Source organism: Bradyrhizobium sp. 187, from assembly GCF_023101005.1.
In the GTDB taxonomy this organism is placed as follows: Bacteria; Pseudomonadota; Alphaproteobacteria; order Rhizobiales; family Xanthobacteraceae; genus Bradyrhizobium; species Bradyrhizobium canariense_D.
The window spans coordinates 5,572,106-5,589,447 of the sequence record NZ_CP064693.1 but is presented as its reverse complement, the minus strand read 5'-3'; the positions used below and the strand labels follow the sequence as shown (position 1 = coordinate 5,589,447).

Sequence of the window (17,342 nt, the reverse complement as noted above, 5' to 3'; positions counted from 1 at the left end):
CACAATGGGTTTGGTGTGAGGTTCTTTGCGGCGCCCTGGCATGCCACTATTGTCGAGCGGCGACGGCTGTGATCTCGAGTTTGACGCCGGGACCGAGATCGGCCACGCCGATTGCGGCGCGCGCCGGCAGATGAGCCTCTGCAAAGTGCGCCTTCCAGGCCGCATTGAACTCTGCCTTCTCCTTGAGGCTGGTCATGTAGATGGTCACCTGCAAGACGTTGCTCAGATCGGATCCGAGGGTCTTGAGCAACTGCACCAACTGCCCGAGGACGTCGTTTGCCTGGCCCGACATGTCGAGGGTCGCGTCCTCGGGGACGATGCCACCGATGTAAAGCACGCCATGATGCTCGACCACTTCGTGGAGCAGACCTTCGTACGGCAAGACGCGCTGGATCATGATGGGGACCGATGTTGTGTGTGACGGGCGGCATATCGCACATTTCAATATCAGTGTCGTTGCAAGAGATCTCAGCGCCAAGTCTTACTGAAAGACGGACCGCGCGGCTCTAAATGAAACCGACTAAAGCGCTGAAAACAAAAGCACAAATTGGTCGAAAATCACCGCCGGTCGTTCCTGCGAACGTTCGCCAATCTGTCCTTGCACGAGCGCCCGGCATTTTCGCCGGCCCTGACCCGACGACATCGAAGCGCGGATCGCTATACTGCGACGCGGATGACATCGGTGCGGCCGGGACCGTGCCGCGACCGGAACAAGGAATGCGACGATGGACGATACGATTGGCTTCCCCGACCCCGGCCTCGACCTGTCCGACGGCTTCAAGCCGCACACCTCGCATTGGGGCGTGTTCTCGGCACGTCAAGGCGAGGCCGGGCTCGAGGTGAGGGCCTATACGGGCGATCCCGATCCGAACGGCATCATCGGCAATTTTCCCGGCGCGCTGCGCCATCAGGCGCGCATCACCCAACCGGCGATCCGCCGCGGCTGGCTCGAACGCGGTCCCGGTCCGGACGATCGCCGCGGTCGCGACGAATTCGTCTCCGTCAGCTGGGAGAAGGCGCTCGATCTGCTCGGCGACGAGCTGGCACGCATCCGCGACACGCGCGGCCCCGGCTCGGTGTTCGGCGGCTCCTATGGCTGGTCGAGCGCGGGCCGCTTCCACCATGCCCAGAGCCAGGTGCATCGCTTCCTCAACATCGCCTTGGGCGGCTATGTGCGCTCGGTGAACTCCTATTCCTCCGGCGCGTCCTCGGTGCTGCTGCCGCAGATCCTCTGCGGTTACGAGGATATCACCAAGCGCAACGTCACCTGGGAGCAGATCGCGGCTGATACCGACATCGTGCTGGCGTTCGGCGGCATGGCGCTGAAGAACTCGATGGTCGCCGGCGGCTCGATCAGCAAGCATGTCGAGCGCGGCGCGATGGAAGCTGCGCGTCGCCGCGGCTGCGAGTTCATCCTGGTCAGCCCATTGCGCGAAGACCTACCAGTCGAGGTCGGCGCCGAATGGATGACGTGCGTGCCCGGGACCGACACCGCGCTGATGCTCGGCATCGTTCATACGCTGGTCGCGGAGAACCTGCACGATCAGGCCTTCCTCGATCGCTACACCGAGGGCTGGCCGGTCTTCCTGCGCTATCTCACCGGCGAGAGCGACGGCCAACCCAAGCACGCCGAATGGGCCGCCGCGATCTGCGGCGTCGACACCGACACAATCCGCGCACTTGCGCGCCGGCTCGCCGGCAAGCGTGCGCTCATCACCGTGTCTCATTCGCTCCAGCGCGCCGAGCATGGCGAGCAGCCGGTGTGGATGGGCATGGTGCTGGCGGCAGCGCTCGGCCAGATCGGCCTCTCCGGCGGCGGCTACGCCTATTCGTTGGGGGCGATCGGCTATTACGGCCGCCGGGTCAACGACGTGCCGGGGCCGACATTGGGGCAGGGCCGCAACGCTGTCCGCGATTTCATTCCAGTGGCGCGCATCGCCGACATGCTGCTCAATCCCGGCAGCACCTATCGCTACAATGGCGAGACGCGCACCTATCCGGATATCCGCCTCGTCTACTGGGCCGGCGGCAATCCCTTCCATCACCACCAGGACATCAACCGCCTGCGCAAGGCGTTTGCGAAAGTCGACACGCTGGTCGTGCACGAGCTCGCATGGACTGCCACGGCCCGGCATGCCGACATCGTGCTGCCCTCGACGATGACGCTCGAACGCGAAGACATCGGCTATTCCAGCAACGATCCCCTGATGGTCGCGATGCACCGGATCGCCGAGCCGTTCGGCCTTGCGCGCGACGACTACGAGATCTTCGCCGATCTCGCCGGCCGTCTCGGTGCGCGCGAGCCCTTCACCGAGGGGCGGACGTCACGTCAGTGGCTGGAACATCTTTATGAGCCGACCCGCGCCTCGCTCGAAGCGCGCGGCCTGGAAGCGCCGAGCTTCGAAGAGTTCTGGCGGCGCGGCAGCCTGGTGGTGCCGCAGCAGCCCGACGACGGTGGCCGGCTGCGCCGCTTCCGCGACGATCCCGTCAATCATGCTTTGCCCACGCCGAGCGGTCGCATCGAAATATTCTCTGCCAAGATCGCAGGTCATGGTGATGCGGATTGCCCGGGCCATCCGGTCTGGCTGGAGAAGTCCGACACGCCCAAGCCGGGGGCGCCGTGCTTCCTGGTCGCCAACCAGCCGGTGACGCGTCTGCATAGCCAGCTCGATTTCGGCGGACATTCGCTTCAAAGCAAACATCGCGGCCGCGAGGTCGCGCGCATGAACCCACGGGACGCTGACGCACGCGGGATCAAGCACGGCGACATCATCCGGCTGTTCAACGCGCGCGGCGCCTGTCTCGCCGCGGTCCACGTCACCGACGGCATCGCGCCCGGCGTGGTCCAGCTCCCGACCGGCGCCTGGTACGACCCGATGGACCCCGAAGACGACGCGCCGCTCTGCGTGCACGGCAATCCGAACGTGCTCACCCGCGACGTCGGCACCTCGTCCTTTGCGCAAGGCTGCACCGGTCAGCTCACGACAGTCGAGGTCGAGAAGTTCACCGGCAATCTGCCGCCGATCCGGGCTTTCGACCCGGTGTAGAAAAAAAGGGGCCGTCCTGTGTGGGTGCAGGGACGGCCCCGAGTGGCTCGCAGGCCCGGGAGGATGAGGGCGCGAGCGAATGCTTACGCGGCTGCGCTGATCCAGTCCCTCTCCGTAGCAGGACGACGCGGCGGGAGTGCTTGCACCTCTCGCCGTTCGCCCTTGCTGGCGAGGCGCCAGCGTGCTGGGGATTGATCGGTGATGCGCTTGAAGACAGTCGAAAAATGCGCCTGCGTGCTGAAGCCGACGGCGAGTGCGATCTCGGCCAGCGGCCGCTCGGTGGTCGCCAGCAACGTCTTGGCCTGCTCGATCCGGTGATTGAGCAGATACTCCCGGGGGCGATAACCGGTCGCGGCGCGGAATTGCGCCGCAAAGTGCATTCTGGACAGGCCGGCGACGTTGGCGAGTTCGGACAGGCTGATGCAGCGGTGGAAATGATCGGCGATATATTGCTCGACCCGCCGCAACCGCCATTTCGGCAAGGCATTGACCCTGGCGCGCGGCAATTCCAGGCGCGCGAGATGCATCGCAAGGGTCTGGCCGATGCAGCGCGTAAACTCGTGGTCCGCGGCGTCGCCAAGTTCGATCAGCGCCTTGGCAAGCTCGGCCGCGAGCGGATCGCGCAACAATACGAGATCATTCAATCCTTCGGTCCCGGAAAATTGTGCCGGAAATTGATCCGCGGAGATGTAAAAGTGCAAGAAGGCGCATGGCGACTGGAATTGCACGGCGAGGGGCTTTGACGGCGCGGTGAGATACAGTGTGCCCGCGGGCATGGTCCCGTCGAAAATGACCTGGCGATCCCGGGTCAGTTTCGCGCGCGTGGTCTTGAGGGCGATGCCGACGAAATAGCGATCCTCAGGCGTCGTCGCTTGGTGCGACGAGGTGCTCCGCGGGTCTTCCCATCGCGAGATCGCGATGTCCTCGGCGGCCGCTCCCGTGCGCGGATCGATCTGACGCCATTGACGCTCCCGAATGATCGCGTGTGTTGCCCGGGGGAACTCGCAATCCCCCGAGGTGCCCGGAAATTCAATCCAGGCATCACCTGCCTGCAAATTGGTCAACATCGTTCGTCCTCTCCGGGCGTTCTCCGCTGTTTGCAACCAGCAAACGCGCAAAGCCCACGTTTTCCATGGTGAGAGGATAGGCGTGAGCTGACCTGCAAGCTCGTTAGTGGTGATTAGGATGTGTTAGTTTTTGTGGGAGCGCATCAGGTGCGGCATCCCGTCTCAGGAAGCGTCGTTTTTGTACAGTTTATCAGACATTTGCGTATCCCCGACACGACTCAGGAGAGCACCGGTCATGGCGTGGAGATCGATGTGGAGGTGTGAGTTCTGTGGGTTGCCCTCGCTGGACCTCGCACCGGCGCCGGGTATAGTCGCGCCGCATTTCGCTGGAGCGGGCGTCAAGATGAGTCAGAAGTGATCGAGCTCTCGGCAGGACAGGGCCCCCGCGGCCGCGACGCCGCGGCGATCCCAGATTTCGATGCCGTCGCGTTCGGGCCATTTTCGCTGCGGTCGCGGCTGCTGGAGAAGGATGGCTTGCCGGTCAGGCTCGGCAGCCGTGCGATGGATATTTTGCGCCTACTGGTCAGTCGCGCCGGCGAAGTGGTCCCGAAGGCCGAAATTCTGGCCTATGCGTGGTCCGGACTCTCCGTCGAGGAGATCAGCCTGCGCGTCCATATTGCGGAGCTGCGCAAGGTGCTCGGCGACGGAAAGGATGGTGCCCGCTACATCACCAACATCCCGGGGCGGGGCTATTGCTTTGTCGCGCCCGTGCGGCGTGGCGGGCGCGCGGAGGTGGCTGCACCGGCGTCGCGTGTGCCTGAAAGGGCCGCGCCGCCACCGTCGCTGCCGCGCCGATTGGACCGGATGGTCGGGCGGGAGGACGCCGTGGCCGAGTTGGCGGCGCGCTTGCTCCGCGATCGCTTCGTCACGCTGCGAGGGCCGGGCGGCATCGGAAAGACCACCGTTGCGACCGCGCTCGCGCACGAGATGTGCGATAGCTTCGACGGCAACGTCCATTTCCTTGAATTCGGTCCGCTCAAGGACGCGGCCCTGGTCGCGAGCACGGTTGCAGCCGCGTTGGGCCTCGTCGTGCACCACGATGATCCCTCGGGCAGCATCGTCAATTTCCTCCGCGGCCGGCGGCTTCTTCTCATCCTCGACAGCTGCGAGCACGTCATCGAGGAGGTCGCGCGTCTTGCAGAAAACATCTACCGGGAGGCGCCCGGCATCGTCATCCTCGCAACCAGCCGCGAGTCGCTGCTGGTGGAAGGCGAGCAGATTTTCGAGCTCGTTTCGCTCCCTGGTCCGCCGCAGGGCACCCGCCTTAGTGCCGGCGAGGTGCTGGCTTATCCCGCTGTGCGCCTGTTCGTCGATCGCGCCGTCGCGGCCGGGCATCGCGACGACATCACCGACGAGGATGCCGAAGTCCTGGCCCGGATTTGCGGCAAGCTCGACGGCATCGCGCTGGCGATCGAGCTGGCTGCCGCGCGTGTCGGTCTGTATGGACTGCGCGAGATGGCGGCGCTGCTCGACAATCGGCTGCAGCTCGAATGGCGCGGGCGGCGAACGGCGCCGCCGCGGCAGCAGACGCTCGGCGCTACGCTCGACTGGAGTTTCGGTCTGATCGGCGAGAGCGAGCGGGTCGTGTTTCAGCGCCTTGGCGTCTTCGCAGGTCACTTCAGTTTGAAGGGCGTGATAGCGGTCGCGGCCGGGGCGGAGATGCCGGAGGACCGCGTCGTCGAGGCCCTGGAGCAACTCGTGGTGAAGTCGCTGGTTTCCGTCCAGCCGGACGGCGCATCGCGGCGCTATCGTCTGCTCGACGCAACGCGTGCCTATGCCCTGCAGAAACTGGCCGACGGCGGACAGCTGGCCGGGATCGCGCGCCGTCACGCTCTCTATGTTCAATGCACGCTCGAGGCGGGCATGAAGAATAAGGAGGGCAGCGATCATGCGTCACGTTTGCAGGAACGCGCGAGCCTGCTCGCCGATGCCCGTGCTGCGCTGCAATGGGCTTATGCCAACGACGAGGGCGCCGGCTTGCGCGTGCCGCTCGCCGGCAGCTGCACAAGGCTGTTCGTCGAACTCAATTTGCTGAACGAGGCGCGAATCTGGTCCAATCGCGCCCTCGCAATGCTCGACGAGGCCGACCGGGGCGGCGCATGGGAGCTCGAACTTCAGTCGACGCTCGGTCACGCCTTGATGTTCACCGAGCGCAACAGCGAGCAGGCGGAAGCGGCGCTCAGGCGCGGGCTGGAAATAGCGGAAGCGCTTTCCGATCACGCCAACACATTCAGGCTGTTGTCCCGGCTCAACATGTTCTACCGCCGGACCGGTCGCTATCGGCATCTGGTGCCGACTGCGCTTCACGCCGAGCGGATTGCCCGCGTCATCGGTGATACCGCGGGCATCGCCGGGAGCAAAGCGCTGCTCGGCGTGTCATATCACCTCGCCGGAGACCAGGCCGCGGCGCAGGCTCATCTCGACCAGGGCCTGCGAGACGACGCTGCGCTCCGCGGGACCCAACCCGGGCATTTCGCCTATTCACGCACACCGCAAATTCCGCTCGCGCGCGTGCTATGGCTGCGCGGCTTTCCCGATCGTGCGCTCGAATGCATCCGGCCGCTGGTCGGCGCTTCGGCGCCGCATGACGTGGTCATGCATTGTATAGCATTATGCTGGTCCGCTTCGGTATTCGGCTGGCTCGGCGACTGGTCGTCGGTCGAGGCCATGACCGGTCGTCTGACCGCGCATGCGAGCATGCACGGGCTCGTGCCTTACGAAGCCGTCGCGGCGGGTTTTCGGGCGCAGAGCATGATCGCTCGGGGCGAGGCGGCCGGCGGCGTCGACCTGATGCGGAGTGCGCTTCCACGCCTGCATGCCGACCGCTACGAACTCTATGCCTCGGCGTTCGCCGCGGATCTGTCTCTGGGCCTGGTCAGCTTGGGACAATTGACGGAAGGCATTCAGGTTCTTCACGAAACCATTCTGCGGGTCGAGCGGGAAGGCGGCGCGTTCGACATGCCCGAGCTGCTCCGTCTGCGGGGAGAGCTGGAGGTCCAGGGCGGCAATCCCGACGCGGCCGAGGCCGATCTTGTCGCCTCGATCTCGCTCGCCGAACAGCAGGGCGCGCTATCGTGGCGGCTGCGAGCCGAGATGTCGCTGGCGCGGCTTCGAACCCGGCAGCATGTGCAAAATCCGCTCGAACAGCTCGCTCAAACCTATGCCCGGTTCTCCGAAGGGTTCGAGACCGCCGATCTCATTGCAGCACGGCGCATGCTGAACGAGCCGGGGGCCTGAACAGTCGATACGACCGTCTCTTCTCGCTGCTGAGCGCGTCCATCAGCGCTCAACCCTTGTGTCCAGCCAGCCGCCCCAGGAAGTCGCGGACAAGCAAAGCGATCTCGTCGGTGGCTTCATCCAGCGCGAAGTGGCCGGCTTCGAGAATGTGAACCTCGGCATCCGGCACGTCGTCGCGATAGGCCGTCGCGCCTGCGACGGCGAATGACGGATCGTATTCGCCCCAGACCACCAGCGTCGGTGGCCGCGTCTGGCGCAACCAAGCCTGCCATTTCGGATAGGAGGCGACGTTGGTCCGGTAATCCAGGAACAGCGTGGTCTGAATCTCGGCCTGGCCGGGACGCGTCAGGAACGCGTATTCGTCGATCCAGGTGTCGGGGTCATAGCGCTCGGGACGCGGACTGGAGCCGAGATGCCGCTGACGCGTCGCCTCCAGGGACGTAAAGTTGGCCTTGAGCGCCTCGAGCTCGTGCGCCGGGTCGGCCCAGTACTTCCTGCGCGCATTCCAGAGCGGGCTCAGCCCCTGCTCGTGCGAAACCGCGTTCTGGACGATGACACCGCGGACGCGTTCGGGATGCGCCAGCGCCATGCGGAAGCCGACAGGACCTCCGTAGTCCTGCATGAACAGGACGTAGTCGGTGAGGCCGAGCTTCGTTGTGAGCTCGCCGATCACGGCGGCGATGTTGCCGAACGTATAGGTGAAGTCGCATGGCGGCGGAGCGCTGCTGTTGCCGAAGCCGGGATAGTCCGGCGCGATGAGATGATATTTGTCGGCGAGCAGCGGCATCAGCGGCTCCCACATCCGCGACGACGAGGGAAATCCGTGGAGCAGCAGCACCGTCGGAGCGTCGGTGGGCCCAGCCTCGCGGTAGAAAATCTCGAGACCCCGGATATCGGTCTTGTGATAGCTGATCGAGCGCCGGCTCGATCGCAGATCCTGTGCCGAGGCCTGCACGGTCGCGCAGGCCAAAGCGGCCGAGAGGGCAAGAGTGGCTGGGATGTTCATGTCATCGCTCCGAATCCGGCATGTGAAGAAGATGTGTCGCAAGTACGGGACATCCGCTTGTGACGGCGGCGTCGAGAGGCACCATCGCGGGCGCCTCTCGCGATGTGCCGCATCTGGGCTTTACGACGCGCGCGCCAGCGGCTCGCCCTTCAGGGCGGCGAGCAGGGCCTGCGCGGCCGGACCCGAGGAGTGCGGGTTCTGGCCCGTGATCAAGAGGCCGTCGGTGACGACGTGAACGCCCCAGTTTGCCGTCTTCGAGAAGACGGCGCCAAGCTTCAGCATTTCGTCTTCGACCAGGAAAGGCACCACCTTGGTGAGGCCGACGTCCTCCTCTTCACCATTGGTGAAACCGGTCACCTCCTTGCCCTGAACCAGGGGCTTGCCGTCGGGCGTCTTGACGTGGCGCAGCGCACCAGTCGAATGGCAGACGACGGCGACTGTCTTGCCGGCGGCAAGGAAGGATTCGATGAGCTTGACCGAGTCCTTGTCCTCGGCAAGGTCCCACATCGGGCCGTGACCGCCGGGATAGAAGACGGTGTCGAAATCTTCCTGCTTGACGCTGTGGAGGCGAACCGTCTTGTCGAGTTGGGCTTCGGCGGCGACGTCGGCCTCGAAGCGTAGCGTCAGGTCGGTGCGGAATTCGCGCTCGTTGCTCTTGGGGTCAAGCGGCGGACGGCCGCCTTTCGGCGAGGCGAGGGTGATCTCGGCCCCGGAATCCCTGAAGATGAAATAGGGGGCGGCGAGCTCCTCGAGCCAGAACCCCGTCTTGCGCCCGGTGTTGCCGAGCTGGTCGTGCGAGGTGATGACCATCAATATTTTCATGACCGTTCTCCTTGAGCGTTTGCTGCGATGACGCGCTCCATTGCGGTGGAGATGCGCCGAGCTGGGTCTCGTTCGAGCACGTCACGTCGTTCGTTGCTCGCGAACCCAATCTGCGCTCAAGGCCGACTGTTGGCTCGTTATGTATTGTTAGACGTTGAGAGTTGGAGATATCGCGCGGGCCGCTACTCGAAGACGGCGTCAAAGATCTCGACATCCATCAGCACGGGCTTGGCGACCACGGTTCCGTCGGGCCGCAGCGTCTGCGCGCGTCGGAGCGTCGGCACCACGATGCCGCCGAAGCTGTCATGGGCCCAGGAGTAATGCGCGACTTTCATTCCGAACAGATCGTGATCGGTCCGCCGTTGCAATGCGTTCTCGTCGAAATAGAAGATCTGTTCGGGCGCGAGCGTGATCAGGCTCGGTGGGAATTGCGCCCGCAGCCGCCGCCATGACTCGTTATTCTCCTGCCACGGCGGCAGCTCCTCCACCAAGACATCGGGATGGGCGAGCAGGAATGGATTGGTCAGATAATTCCAGATCGCGACGCCGCAGAAGAAGACGAGATGCAGCTCGCCCGCGAGCGCGGGCGAACCGGCCTCGGTGAACGCAAGACTCGGATTGCGCCAGGTCCGCAGAATCTCACCTTCGAGGCTTTCGATCGTGATCGCGTCCGGCTGAAACGAGCCGGAGTGTTCGCCTCCGGTGATGCCGGTGAAGCGGACCGATTGCGTGCGGGTCGAGCCCTCCGCCGTCACGTCCTTGAATTCGCTGGCATGTCCGGTGCTGGAGAACAGCGTTCCCGCGACGGAGAGGTGAAGCGTGAACCGGCTCAAGCTATTCCAGCGGGCCATTCCGCCGCTGGCATCAATTACATCGTCAAGAAGCGCCATGTCCCGCCATATCCACCATGAAGTGCCACCACCATGGCGGGGCGGATGCGGCTTGGCGTGTTAGAATTTGTTAGGAGTTGCGAGCGGATAGCCTTGCGGTATCTCATTGAAGATACTCTCAATTCAGCGCCGCAAGGAGCTCCCTGGCGGCGACGAGATCACGGGTCTGCAGGCCCTCCTGGTACCGCGCGACGAGGGGGGCGAGCAGGGCGCGTGCGTCGGCGGCTTTTCCGGCCCCGCGCCAAACCCGGCCGAGACTAATTGCCCCCCGCAGCTCCCAGCCGAGCGCGCTTTGGCGGCGTGACAGATCGAGCGAGTCCAGGAAGCAGCTTTCGGCCTCCGCGGCATTGCCCGACCGGGCGAGGATGTCGCCCTTGACCCTGAGCATCTCCGGCATGTCGAAGGATTCGCCATGATCGGGGATCTCTGCGATGGCATCGTTGATGGTCAGCAAGGCTTCGTCGGCCTGGTTCTGCGAGGCGAGTCCCTCCGCGAGGGCGGTCGCAAACACCGTCGTCATGATCCGGTGTCGCGTCGCGTACAGCGTCGCCTGGCTGCGGCGGAGGTGCTCGATGCCGGCGGCGACGTCGCCGCGGCGAAGCAGCAGCTCACCCTTCTGGCCGATGCCGACCGCGTGATAGGGCCCGAGGAAGTGCCGCGCGGAATGATCGATCAGCCGCTCGATCAGGATTTCCGCATTGGCCAAGTCGCCGACCCAGAGGAACACGTAGATGGTCCAGATCAAGGAAATACCGAGAGTGAGCGGCTGTTCGAGCAGCTCGGCTTCGCGAACGGTGTATCTCGACGCCTCGATCGCACGATCGGGCCGGCCGGTGAGCCAAAGCCCGCGTGCCAGCGCCACCAGTGCGACGATGCGGTCGTCATAGCCGAGATGGCCGATATTCAGCCGCTGCGAGCCGGGATTATGCAACATCGCGCTCTCGCAGAGCTGCACCGCCTTGTCCTGGTTGCCGATCAAATGATGGGCGACGCCCAGCATCCATTCGACGTTCAGCGTGCTGGCGGGATCGTTCAGCTTCCGCGCGACGCTCTCGCCCTGTTCCCCGGTTCCGAGTGCTCCGTGAAAATCTCCGACCCTGGTGAGATAGATGTGTAATCCGCGCAGCAACCAGAGCTGCCAGTGCAGATCCTGGAGCTCCCGGGCAAGCTGGAGACTGCGCGTGAATGCCGAGCGGACCGCTTCGGTATTGCCCTGCGTGAACATCGCGGAGACGCCGAGCGCGGCCTGCAAGATCATTTCATTGCGACCATCCACCGCGCTCGCGTCGAGGGACGCCAGCGCCTGCTGGGTCCAGCGGTAGCATTCGGTCAGCAATGTCAGCTCGAGAAAGAATTGCGCCGCCGACGCCGCCAGATCCACGCCGATCGCTCGGTCCCCGCCGTCCGAAAAGCTCCAGGTCAGCGCGGCCCGGACATTGGGCAGGTGGTCGGCATAGGGAAGAAAGCCTCCGGCGCTCTGCATGCCCGTGGATTTGAGGGCGATGTCACGCAGGAAATCGCGGAAATATTCGGCGTGGGCACGTGCGACGCGGTCAGCTTCGCCGTTCTCGACGAGCTTCTCCGCGACGAAGGCACGCGTCGTATCCAGCAGGCGATAGCGCAGCCGCCGCTCCGCAGGCGAGGTCGCGATCAGCGATTTGGAAAGCAGGTTGGAGATCGCCTCGGCGGCTTCTGCCTCGCCGATGCTCTGACAGGATGCGACCGCAAGCGCGGCTTCCAGCGTGAACGGCCCGACGAAGGCCGACAATCCGCGCAGCGTTGCGCTTTCGGTTGCCGGCAGCAAATCATAGCTCCAGGCGAGCGCCGCACTCAGGGTGTGGTGTCGCGGGACAGCGGTGCGCCGGCCGCGCCATAGCAGGGAGAAACGGCTGTCGAGCAGCGAGGCGGTGCCGGCAATGCCATAGGCGTTCACACGCCCGGCCGCGAGCTCGATCGCGAGGGCGATGCCGTCCAATCGACGGCAGATGTCGGCCACAAGCGGCGCATCCTCCTCGCTGAGCTCGAATTCGCTCAGGCTCTCTGCAATGCGTTCCACGAAGAGCTGAGTTGCGGGATAGGCAAGGATGTCGGCGATGCCGAGTCCGTCGCGCTGTGGCGGGCAATCCAGTGGAAACAGCCGATGGACACGCTCACCTTCGGCGCGGAAGGATTCGCGGCTGGTTGCGAGAATATGCAGCTCACCCGCTTCCCGGACGATGCGCTCCGCCAGAGGGGCGAGATCGTCGAGGATGTGCTCGCAACTGTCGAAGACCATCAGCATCCGCCGGTTGCGCAGGAACGTCAGCAACCCCGGCACCGGATCGTCGGAATTGACTGTCAGGCCCAGCGCGGCCGCGATCGTTCCCGCGACGAGCCGGGTCTCCCTCAGTGCGCCGAAATCGACAAAACACACCTGGCCGTCGAAGGCCGGGAGCTCGCCATGCGCCACGGCCAGTGCGACCGAGGTCTTGCCGATCCCGCCGGGACCGACGATCGTGACGAAGCGATGCAAAACGAGCTCGGCGGAAATTCTCTGGACCGCATCGTCCCGCCCGATCATCTTTGCCAGCGGCGAGGGCAACGAGCGCGGCGAAGCAACGGGCAGGCTGGTCCGGTTCTCCGAAGGGGCAGCCCGGAGCAGCGCCGCCGTGAAGCAATAACCTCGTCCGGGGACGTTGACGACGTAGCGGGACCCTTCGCCCGGATCGCCCAAGGCCTTGCGCAGCGTCGTGATGTGAAAGCGCAGGCTGCCTTCGTCCACATTCACGTCGGCCCAGACCCGCCGGATCAACTCACGCTTGTCCACGACCTCGCCGGCGCGCTCGGCGAGAAAAACGAGGATGTCGAGCGCACGGCCGCCGAGGTGAACCGGGGCGCCGTCCTTCTCGAGCAGCCGCGTCTTTGCAAACAGCCGGAATGGCCCGAAAGCAATGGCCGAATCCTGGTCGTTAGTGTCCGGCACGGGCCAATCATTCCAGTGAGAGCTGAACTCTGCACTTTGATCTAGCAGAAGGGAACCCTGAGTAAACTGGTCGAAAGTGGCGAAATCGCGTGGAGGGTGCCGGCAATTGGCCGTCGCGCGCGGCAATCCGTCGCAAATTGTACTCAAACGCGAGCATCTTGCGAAGCGATCGGGACAACCCGGCAGCGTGCTTTTTCCCGGTCGTCAGACCTCCATCATAACAGAATCTTGCAACGTCTAACGAGCAATGCGCGCGAACTGCATCCAGTATCCGTTCCGAGTTTGACGCTAATTCCAACGGGGAGGCTACGATGTCCGGTATCAATGCTCGGCCGAATGACGACGTCGTTCGATCTCAATTTGTGGCCAGTTTAGACGATCAGTCGCGTGACTGGGAGCTCGTGCTGCGGGAATCCCACCATCGGATGAAGAACACGCTAACGATACTGGGTGCGTCAGTCCGCCGCGATTTCACCCGAACGGGTACCCAGGGACGTATCGCTTGCAGCGGACCGGCTCGAGCGGCGCATTGTCGCCTTCGGCAGGCTCTATCAACTCTTGTCCGACAATGACGACCATACGGCGATCCCGGTGGCGGCCTTCTTCGAAAATCTGTGCGGAGCGATTTCCGAGGCCGTGCTGGAGCCGGCGGGCATCCGCTGCGAGGCTGCAATTGAAAGCGGCACGCTGCCGGCGTCGCAATGCCATCGGCTCGCGCTGATGCTGACGGAACTGGTAACGAATGCGGCCAAGCATGCCTTCCCGAACAGGAATGACGCACTGATCCGCATCGAGATGGCCAATCGCGACGGCGCCTGGTTCTGCACGGTAATAGACAACGGGATCGGCGCGACCGGGCCGCTTCAGGGCACCGGCAGCCGGATTCTCGAAGGACTCGCACGCAGCATTCACGCCCGGCTGCAGGGCGAGGCGGGAGAGGACGGCACACGCGTAACCATCGTGATGCCGATCACAGCTGCTTGAAGCTCGCCTTAGATCCAACCCAGGGAGTTCGACATGGCCACTACCGAAATCGACCGCGACGCCGCGGCCAAGCTTTCCAATAAGCCTTCCAACAAGTCTTCCAACAACTATACGAAGACGCCTTCGACATCGCCTAGCGTCGATCAGCGGCTCGAGGTGATCGTGATCCCGGTGTCCGATGTCGATCGCGCCAAGGCCTTCTACGCGCGTCTCGGTTGGCGACTGGACGCCGATTTTGCCTCCGGCGATGACTGGCGCGTGATCCAGTTCACGCCGCCGGGTTCGGCCTGCTCGGTGATCTTCGGCAGGAACGTGACGGCGGCAGCGCCGGGCTCGGCGCGAGGCTTGTACCTGATCGTCTCCGATCTGGAGGCGGCGCGAACGGATCTGCTCGACCGCGGCGTCGAGGTCAGCGCTCCATTCCACGGTGCCGGCGATGTTCACGCGGGGACCGACGAGCCTTATCTCTCCGGCAGCGTTCGGGTGAGCGGTGCTGACCCGAAGCGCGGCAGCTACGGCTCATATGCGTCGTTCAGCGATCCCGACGGCAATGGCTGGTTGTTCCAGGAGGTCACGACGCGATTGCCGGGACGGATCGCGGGCGACGGCACGACATTCGCTTCGCAGGCTGCGCTGGCCGCAGCACTGCGCCGCGCGGCGGCGGCCCATGGCGAGCACGAAAAGCGGACCGGCGGGCACGACGAGAACTGGGCCGATTGGTACGCCGATTACATCGTCCGCGAACAGGCGGGCCAGCCGCTGCCATCCTGAGCTGGACAGCACGGATTCTTCGACTGATGCAAGCCGACACGGCGCGCGATGACTGAGCTCATCGCGCGCCGTGTTGTTTTGGCGGCGCGCGTCGCGAGTAGACGATCGCTCTCCTCGGTGTCGCGCGGCTCGCAACGGCTAACGCGCTCTAACAACCCATAACGAGCAAATTGCCAGGGCCTGCGCCAATCTCTCGGCATGGCGAACCGAGGCGTTGATGTCGAATTCGGTCAGCGTCACCGACCAAAGCTAGGGAGATCGAACATGACCACGCAAGCACGTACCGACATTCTCAATCCAGACCGCCGTCAACTGTTGAGTCAAGCCGCGATGACCGCGGTCGCGGCAAGCGTGTCGAGCCTGCTGCCGCTGCATTCTGCGAAGGCCGGCGTGAGCGGGGCGGTCCGCCCGTTCCACGTCAGCGTGCCCGAGCAGGATCTGCTCGATCTCCGTCGCCGTCTCGCCGCGACGCGCTGGCCTGATCGTGAGATCGTTGCCGATCAATCGCAGGGCGTGCAACTGACGACGGTGCAGCAGCTCGTGAGCTACTGGCAGAACGACTACGACTGGCGCAAGATGGAGGCGCGGCTGAATGCCTTGCCGCAATTCGTCACCGAGATCGACGGCGTCGACATCCATTTCATTCACGTCCGCTCCAGGCACGAGAATGCCTTGCCGATGATCGTCACGCATGGCTGGCCCGGTTCGATCATCGAGCAGATGAAGATCGTCGGCCCGCTCACCGATCCCGCCGCACACGGCGCGACGGCGGCGGACGCTTTTGATCTCGTGATCCCTTCGCTCCCAGGCCACGGTTTCTCCGGCAAGCCGGCGGAGCTGGGCTGGGATCCCCAGCGCGTCGCGCGTGCCTGGATCGTGCTGATGAAGCGGCTCGGCTACAACCGCTATGTCGCGCAAGGCGGCGATTGGGGCAATGCCGTGACGGAGCAGATGGCAGTGATCGCGCCGGCGGAACTGCTCGGCATCCACACCAACATGCCCGCGACCGTTCCTGACGACATCGCCAAGGCGCTTCAGCCCGGCGGATCGCGGCCGTCGAACCTCTCGGCCGACGAGCGCTACGCTTACGATCAGCTCGATGACTTCTACAAGCACGGTCTCGGCTACGCGATCGAGATGTCCAACCGGCCGCAGACACTCTATGGCCTGGTGGATTCGCCGGCGGGCCTCGCGTCCTGGATGCTCGACCATGATGCGCGCAGCGCCGCAATGATCGCCCGGGTGTTCGACGGCAAGACGGAAGGGCTGTCGCGCGACGACGTGGTCGACAACATCGCGCTCTACTGGCTCACCAACACCGCGGTGTCGTCGGCGCGGCTGTACTGGGAGAACAAGCTGGTGTTCTTCGAGCCCAAGCACATCAAGATCCCGGTCGCCGTCAGCGTCTTCCCGGACGAGATCTACGCTGCGCCGCGCAGCTGGACCGAGAAGGCCTATCCGAGGCTGATGCACTACAACCGTCTCGACAAGGGCGGCCATTTCGCCGCCTGGGAGCAGCCCGCGTTGTTCTGCGCGGAAATGCGCACCGCCTTCCGACCGCTGCGTCAGTCGATCTGAGACCTGCGGGGACGCGCACTTCCGCGCGTTCCCTTCTTTCCCCACAGACCAGGAATCCAATCATGAACCGCCCCGAACGCACCTTCACGACCGACCAAATCCGCCTGGAACGTCGGCTGCCGTCGTATTGGCGTGTCACCTTCGACATGCCCCCAGTCAATATCTTCGGCCCCAAGCAGCTTCCGCTTCTTGATGACGTCGTCAAGGCGATCGAGACCGATCCTGAGGTGAAGGTCGTGGTGTTCGACAGCGCCGTCGAAGGCTTCTTCATCACGCATTACGACTTCCTCGCGCCGCTGGAGGATTCGCTTCGTATCCCGCCGGGGCCGACGGGCCTGCAGGCACTGCCCGACATGCTGGTGCGTCTCAGCCGCGCGCCGGTGGTTTCGATTGCCTCGATTAGGGGCCGTGCGACCGGCGTCGGCAGCGAACTGGCGCTGGCAAGTGATATGCGCTTTGCCAGCCGCGAAAAGGCGGTCCTGTCGCAATGGGAGGTCGGTGCGGGCCTCGTGCCCGGCGGCGGCCCGATGGCGCGGTTGCCGCGTCTGATGGGCCGCGGCCGCGCGCTCGAGGTTCTGCTTGGCGCCGACGATATCCACGGCGATCTCGCCGAACGTTACGGCTATGTGAACCGCTCGTTGCCGGATGCCGAGCTCGATGGCTTCGTCGAGGCGCTGGCCATGCGCATCGCGTCCTTCGACAAGGAGGCGATTGCCGAGACCAAGCGCCTCGTCGACGTTGCGAGCCTGCCACCGGATATCGAGATCAAGCCGGAATGGGACGCGTTCCTGGCCTCGCTCAGCCGCCCGGCAAGCCAGAGCCGCATCAAGGCGCTGATGTCGCGCGGCTTCCACCGCGCCGGTGATGTCGAGAACCGGCTCGGCTTCCATGTCGGACAGATCGGTAGCTAGCGGAACTGCTGCGGCGCTCGGCCGGTTGGAACGGCGACAGGCGGTCGTGCCAATGTCGCTTTCGTAC

At 64.5% G+C, this 17,342-nt stretch carries 11 protein-coding genes and 1 pseudogene; 6 read left to right on the top strand and 6 right to left on the bottom strand.

All coding sequences use genetic code 11. The features are described from left to right. Positions 1 to 46 precede the first annotated feature (46 nt). Positions 47 to 397, bottom strand: a complete 351-nt coding sequence (locus IVB19_RS27030; RefSeq protein ID WP_247820113.1) for a RidA family protein — start codon at positions 395 to 397, stop codon at positions 47 to 49. A 328-nt stretch (positions 398 to 725) separates the two neighbouring features. Here IVB19_RS27030 and IVB19_RS27025 point away from each other — a divergent pair, with 328 nt between their 5' ends. Further along, on the top strand, positions 726 to 3,047 hold the full coding sequence (locus IVB19_RS27025; protein WP_247820112.1) for a molybdopterin guanine dinucleotide-containing S/N-oxide reductase: 2,322 nt from the start codon (positions 726 to 728) through the stop codon (positions 3,045 to 3,047). 83 nt (positions 3,048 to 3,130) lie between these two features. Here the strand turns inward: IVB19_RS27025 and IVB19_RS27020 are convergent, their stop codons facing one another. Next, positions 3,131 to 4,114, bottom strand: a complete 984-nt coding sequence (locus tag IVB19_RS27020; RefSeq protein ID WP_247820111.1) for a helix-turn-helix domain-containing protein — start codon at positions 4,112 to 4,114, stop codon at positions 3,131 to 3,133. Between the two features lie 354 nt (positions 4,115 to 4,468). Between IVB19_RS27020 and IVB19_RS27015 the strand changes: the two genes are divergently transcribed. Next, positions 4,469 to 7,351, top strand: coding sequence for an ATP-binding protein (locus tag IVB19_RS27015; RefSeq protein ID WP_247820110.1), 2,883 nt, complete (start codon positions 4,469 to 4,471; stop codon positions 7,349 to 7,351). A 49-nt stretch (positions 7,352 to 7,400) separates the two neighbouring features. On the opposite strand, the gene IVB19_RS27010 is transcribed toward IVB19_RS27015, so the two are convergent. The 4 genes from IVB19_RS27010 to IVB19_RS26995 all read right to left on the bottom strand — a co-directional run bounded on the left by IVB19_RS27010 (position 7,401) and on the right by IVB19_RS26995 (position 13,031). Further along, positions 7,401 to 8,357, bottom strand: coding sequence for an alpha/beta fold hydrolase (locus tag IVB19_RS27010; RefSeq protein WP_247820109.1), 957 nt, complete (start codon positions 8,355 to 8,357; stop codon positions 7,401 to 7,403). Between the two features lie 120 nt (positions 8,358 to 8,477). Next, a complete protein-coding gene (locus IVB19_RS27005) occupies positions 8,478 to 9,179 on the bottom strand; it encodes a type 1 glutamine amidotransferase domain-containing protein (protein ID WP_247820108.1) in 702 nt (233 codons plus the stop codon). A 182-nt stretch (positions 9,180 to 9,361) separates the two neighbouring features. After that, positions 9,362 to 10,069: a hypothetical protein gene (locus IVB19_RS27000; RefSeq protein WP_085348991.1), complete on the bottom strand. Its 708-nt coding sequence runs from the start codon at positions 10,067 to 10,069 to the stop codon at positions 9,362 to 9,364. Positions 10,070 to 10,187: 118 nt separating this feature from the next. After that, entirely contained in the window at positions 10,188 to 13,031 is a 2,844-nt protein-coding gene (locus IVB19_RS26995; protein WP_247820107.1) for an ATP-binding protein, read from the bottom strand. 311 nt (positions 13,032 to 13,342) lie between these two features. Between IVB19_RS26995 and IVB19_RS26990 the strand changes: the two are divergent. From IVB19_RS26990 to IVB19_RS26975, 4 genes and pseudogenes are all read left to right on the top strand, one after another. Next, positions 13,343 to 14,015 (top strand): annotated as a pseudogene (locus tag IVB19_RS26990) (sensor histidine kinase). 33 nt (positions 14,016 to 14,048) lie between these two features. Then, entirely contained in the window at positions 14,049 to 14,786 is a 738-nt protein-coding gene (locus IVB19_RS26985) for a VOC family protein (protein WP_247820106.1), read from the top strand. A gap of 264 nt (positions 14,787 to 15,050) precedes the next feature. Continuing rightward, positions 15,051 to 16,364 carry an epoxide hydrolase family protein gene (locus tag IVB19_RS26980; RefSeq protein ID WP_247820105.1) on the top strand — a complete coding sequence of 438 codons (1,314 nt, stop codon included), beginning with the start codon at positions 15,051 to 15,053 and terminating at the stop codon, positions 16,362 to 16,364. Positions 16,365 to 16,426: 62 nt separating this feature from the next. Further along, entirely contained in the window at positions 16,427 to 17,275 is an 849-nt protein-coding gene (locus IVB19_RS26975) for an enoyl-CoA hydratase/isomerase family protein (RefSeq protein ID WP_018460341.1), read from the top strand. Positions 17,276 to 17,342: the final 67 nt, after the last annotated feature.

Coding starts and splice junctions, on each gene's coding strand:
- IVB19_RS26975 (WP_018460341.1), top strand. CDS start 16,427: ATGAACCGCCCCGAACGCACCTTCACGACCGACCAAATCCGCCTGGAA.
- IVB19_RS27020 (WP_247820111.1), bottom strand. CDS start 4,114: ATGTTGACCAATTTGCAGGCAGGTGATGCCTGGATTGAATTTCCGGGC.
- IVB19_RS27030 (WP_247820113.1), bottom strand. CDS start 397: ATGATCCAGCGCGTCTTGCCGTACGAAGGTCTGCTCCACGAAGTGGTC.
- IVB19_RS26985 (WP_247820106.1), top strand. CDS start 14,049: ATGGCCACTACCGAAATCGACCGCGACGCCGCGGCCAAGCTTTCCAAT.
- IVB19_RS27010 (WP_247820109.1), bottom strand. CDS start 8,357: ATGAACATCCCAGCCACTCTTGCCCTCTCGGCCGCTTTGGCCTGCGCG.
- IVB19_RS27005 (WP_247820108.1), bottom strand. CDS start 9,179: ATGAAAATATTGATGGTCATCACCTCGCACGACCAGCTCGGCAACACC.
- IVB19_RS27025 (WP_247820112.1), top strand. CDS start 726: ATGGACGATACGATTGGCTTCCCCGACCCCGGCCTCGACCTGTCCGAC.
- IVB19_RS27000 (WP_085348991.1), bottom strand. CDS start 10,069: ATGGCGCTTCTTGACGATGTAATTGATGCCAGCGGCGGAATGGCCCGC.
- IVB19_RS26980 (WP_247820105.1), top strand. CDS start 15,051: ATGACCACGCAAGCACGTACCGACATTCTCAATCCAGACCGCCGTCAA.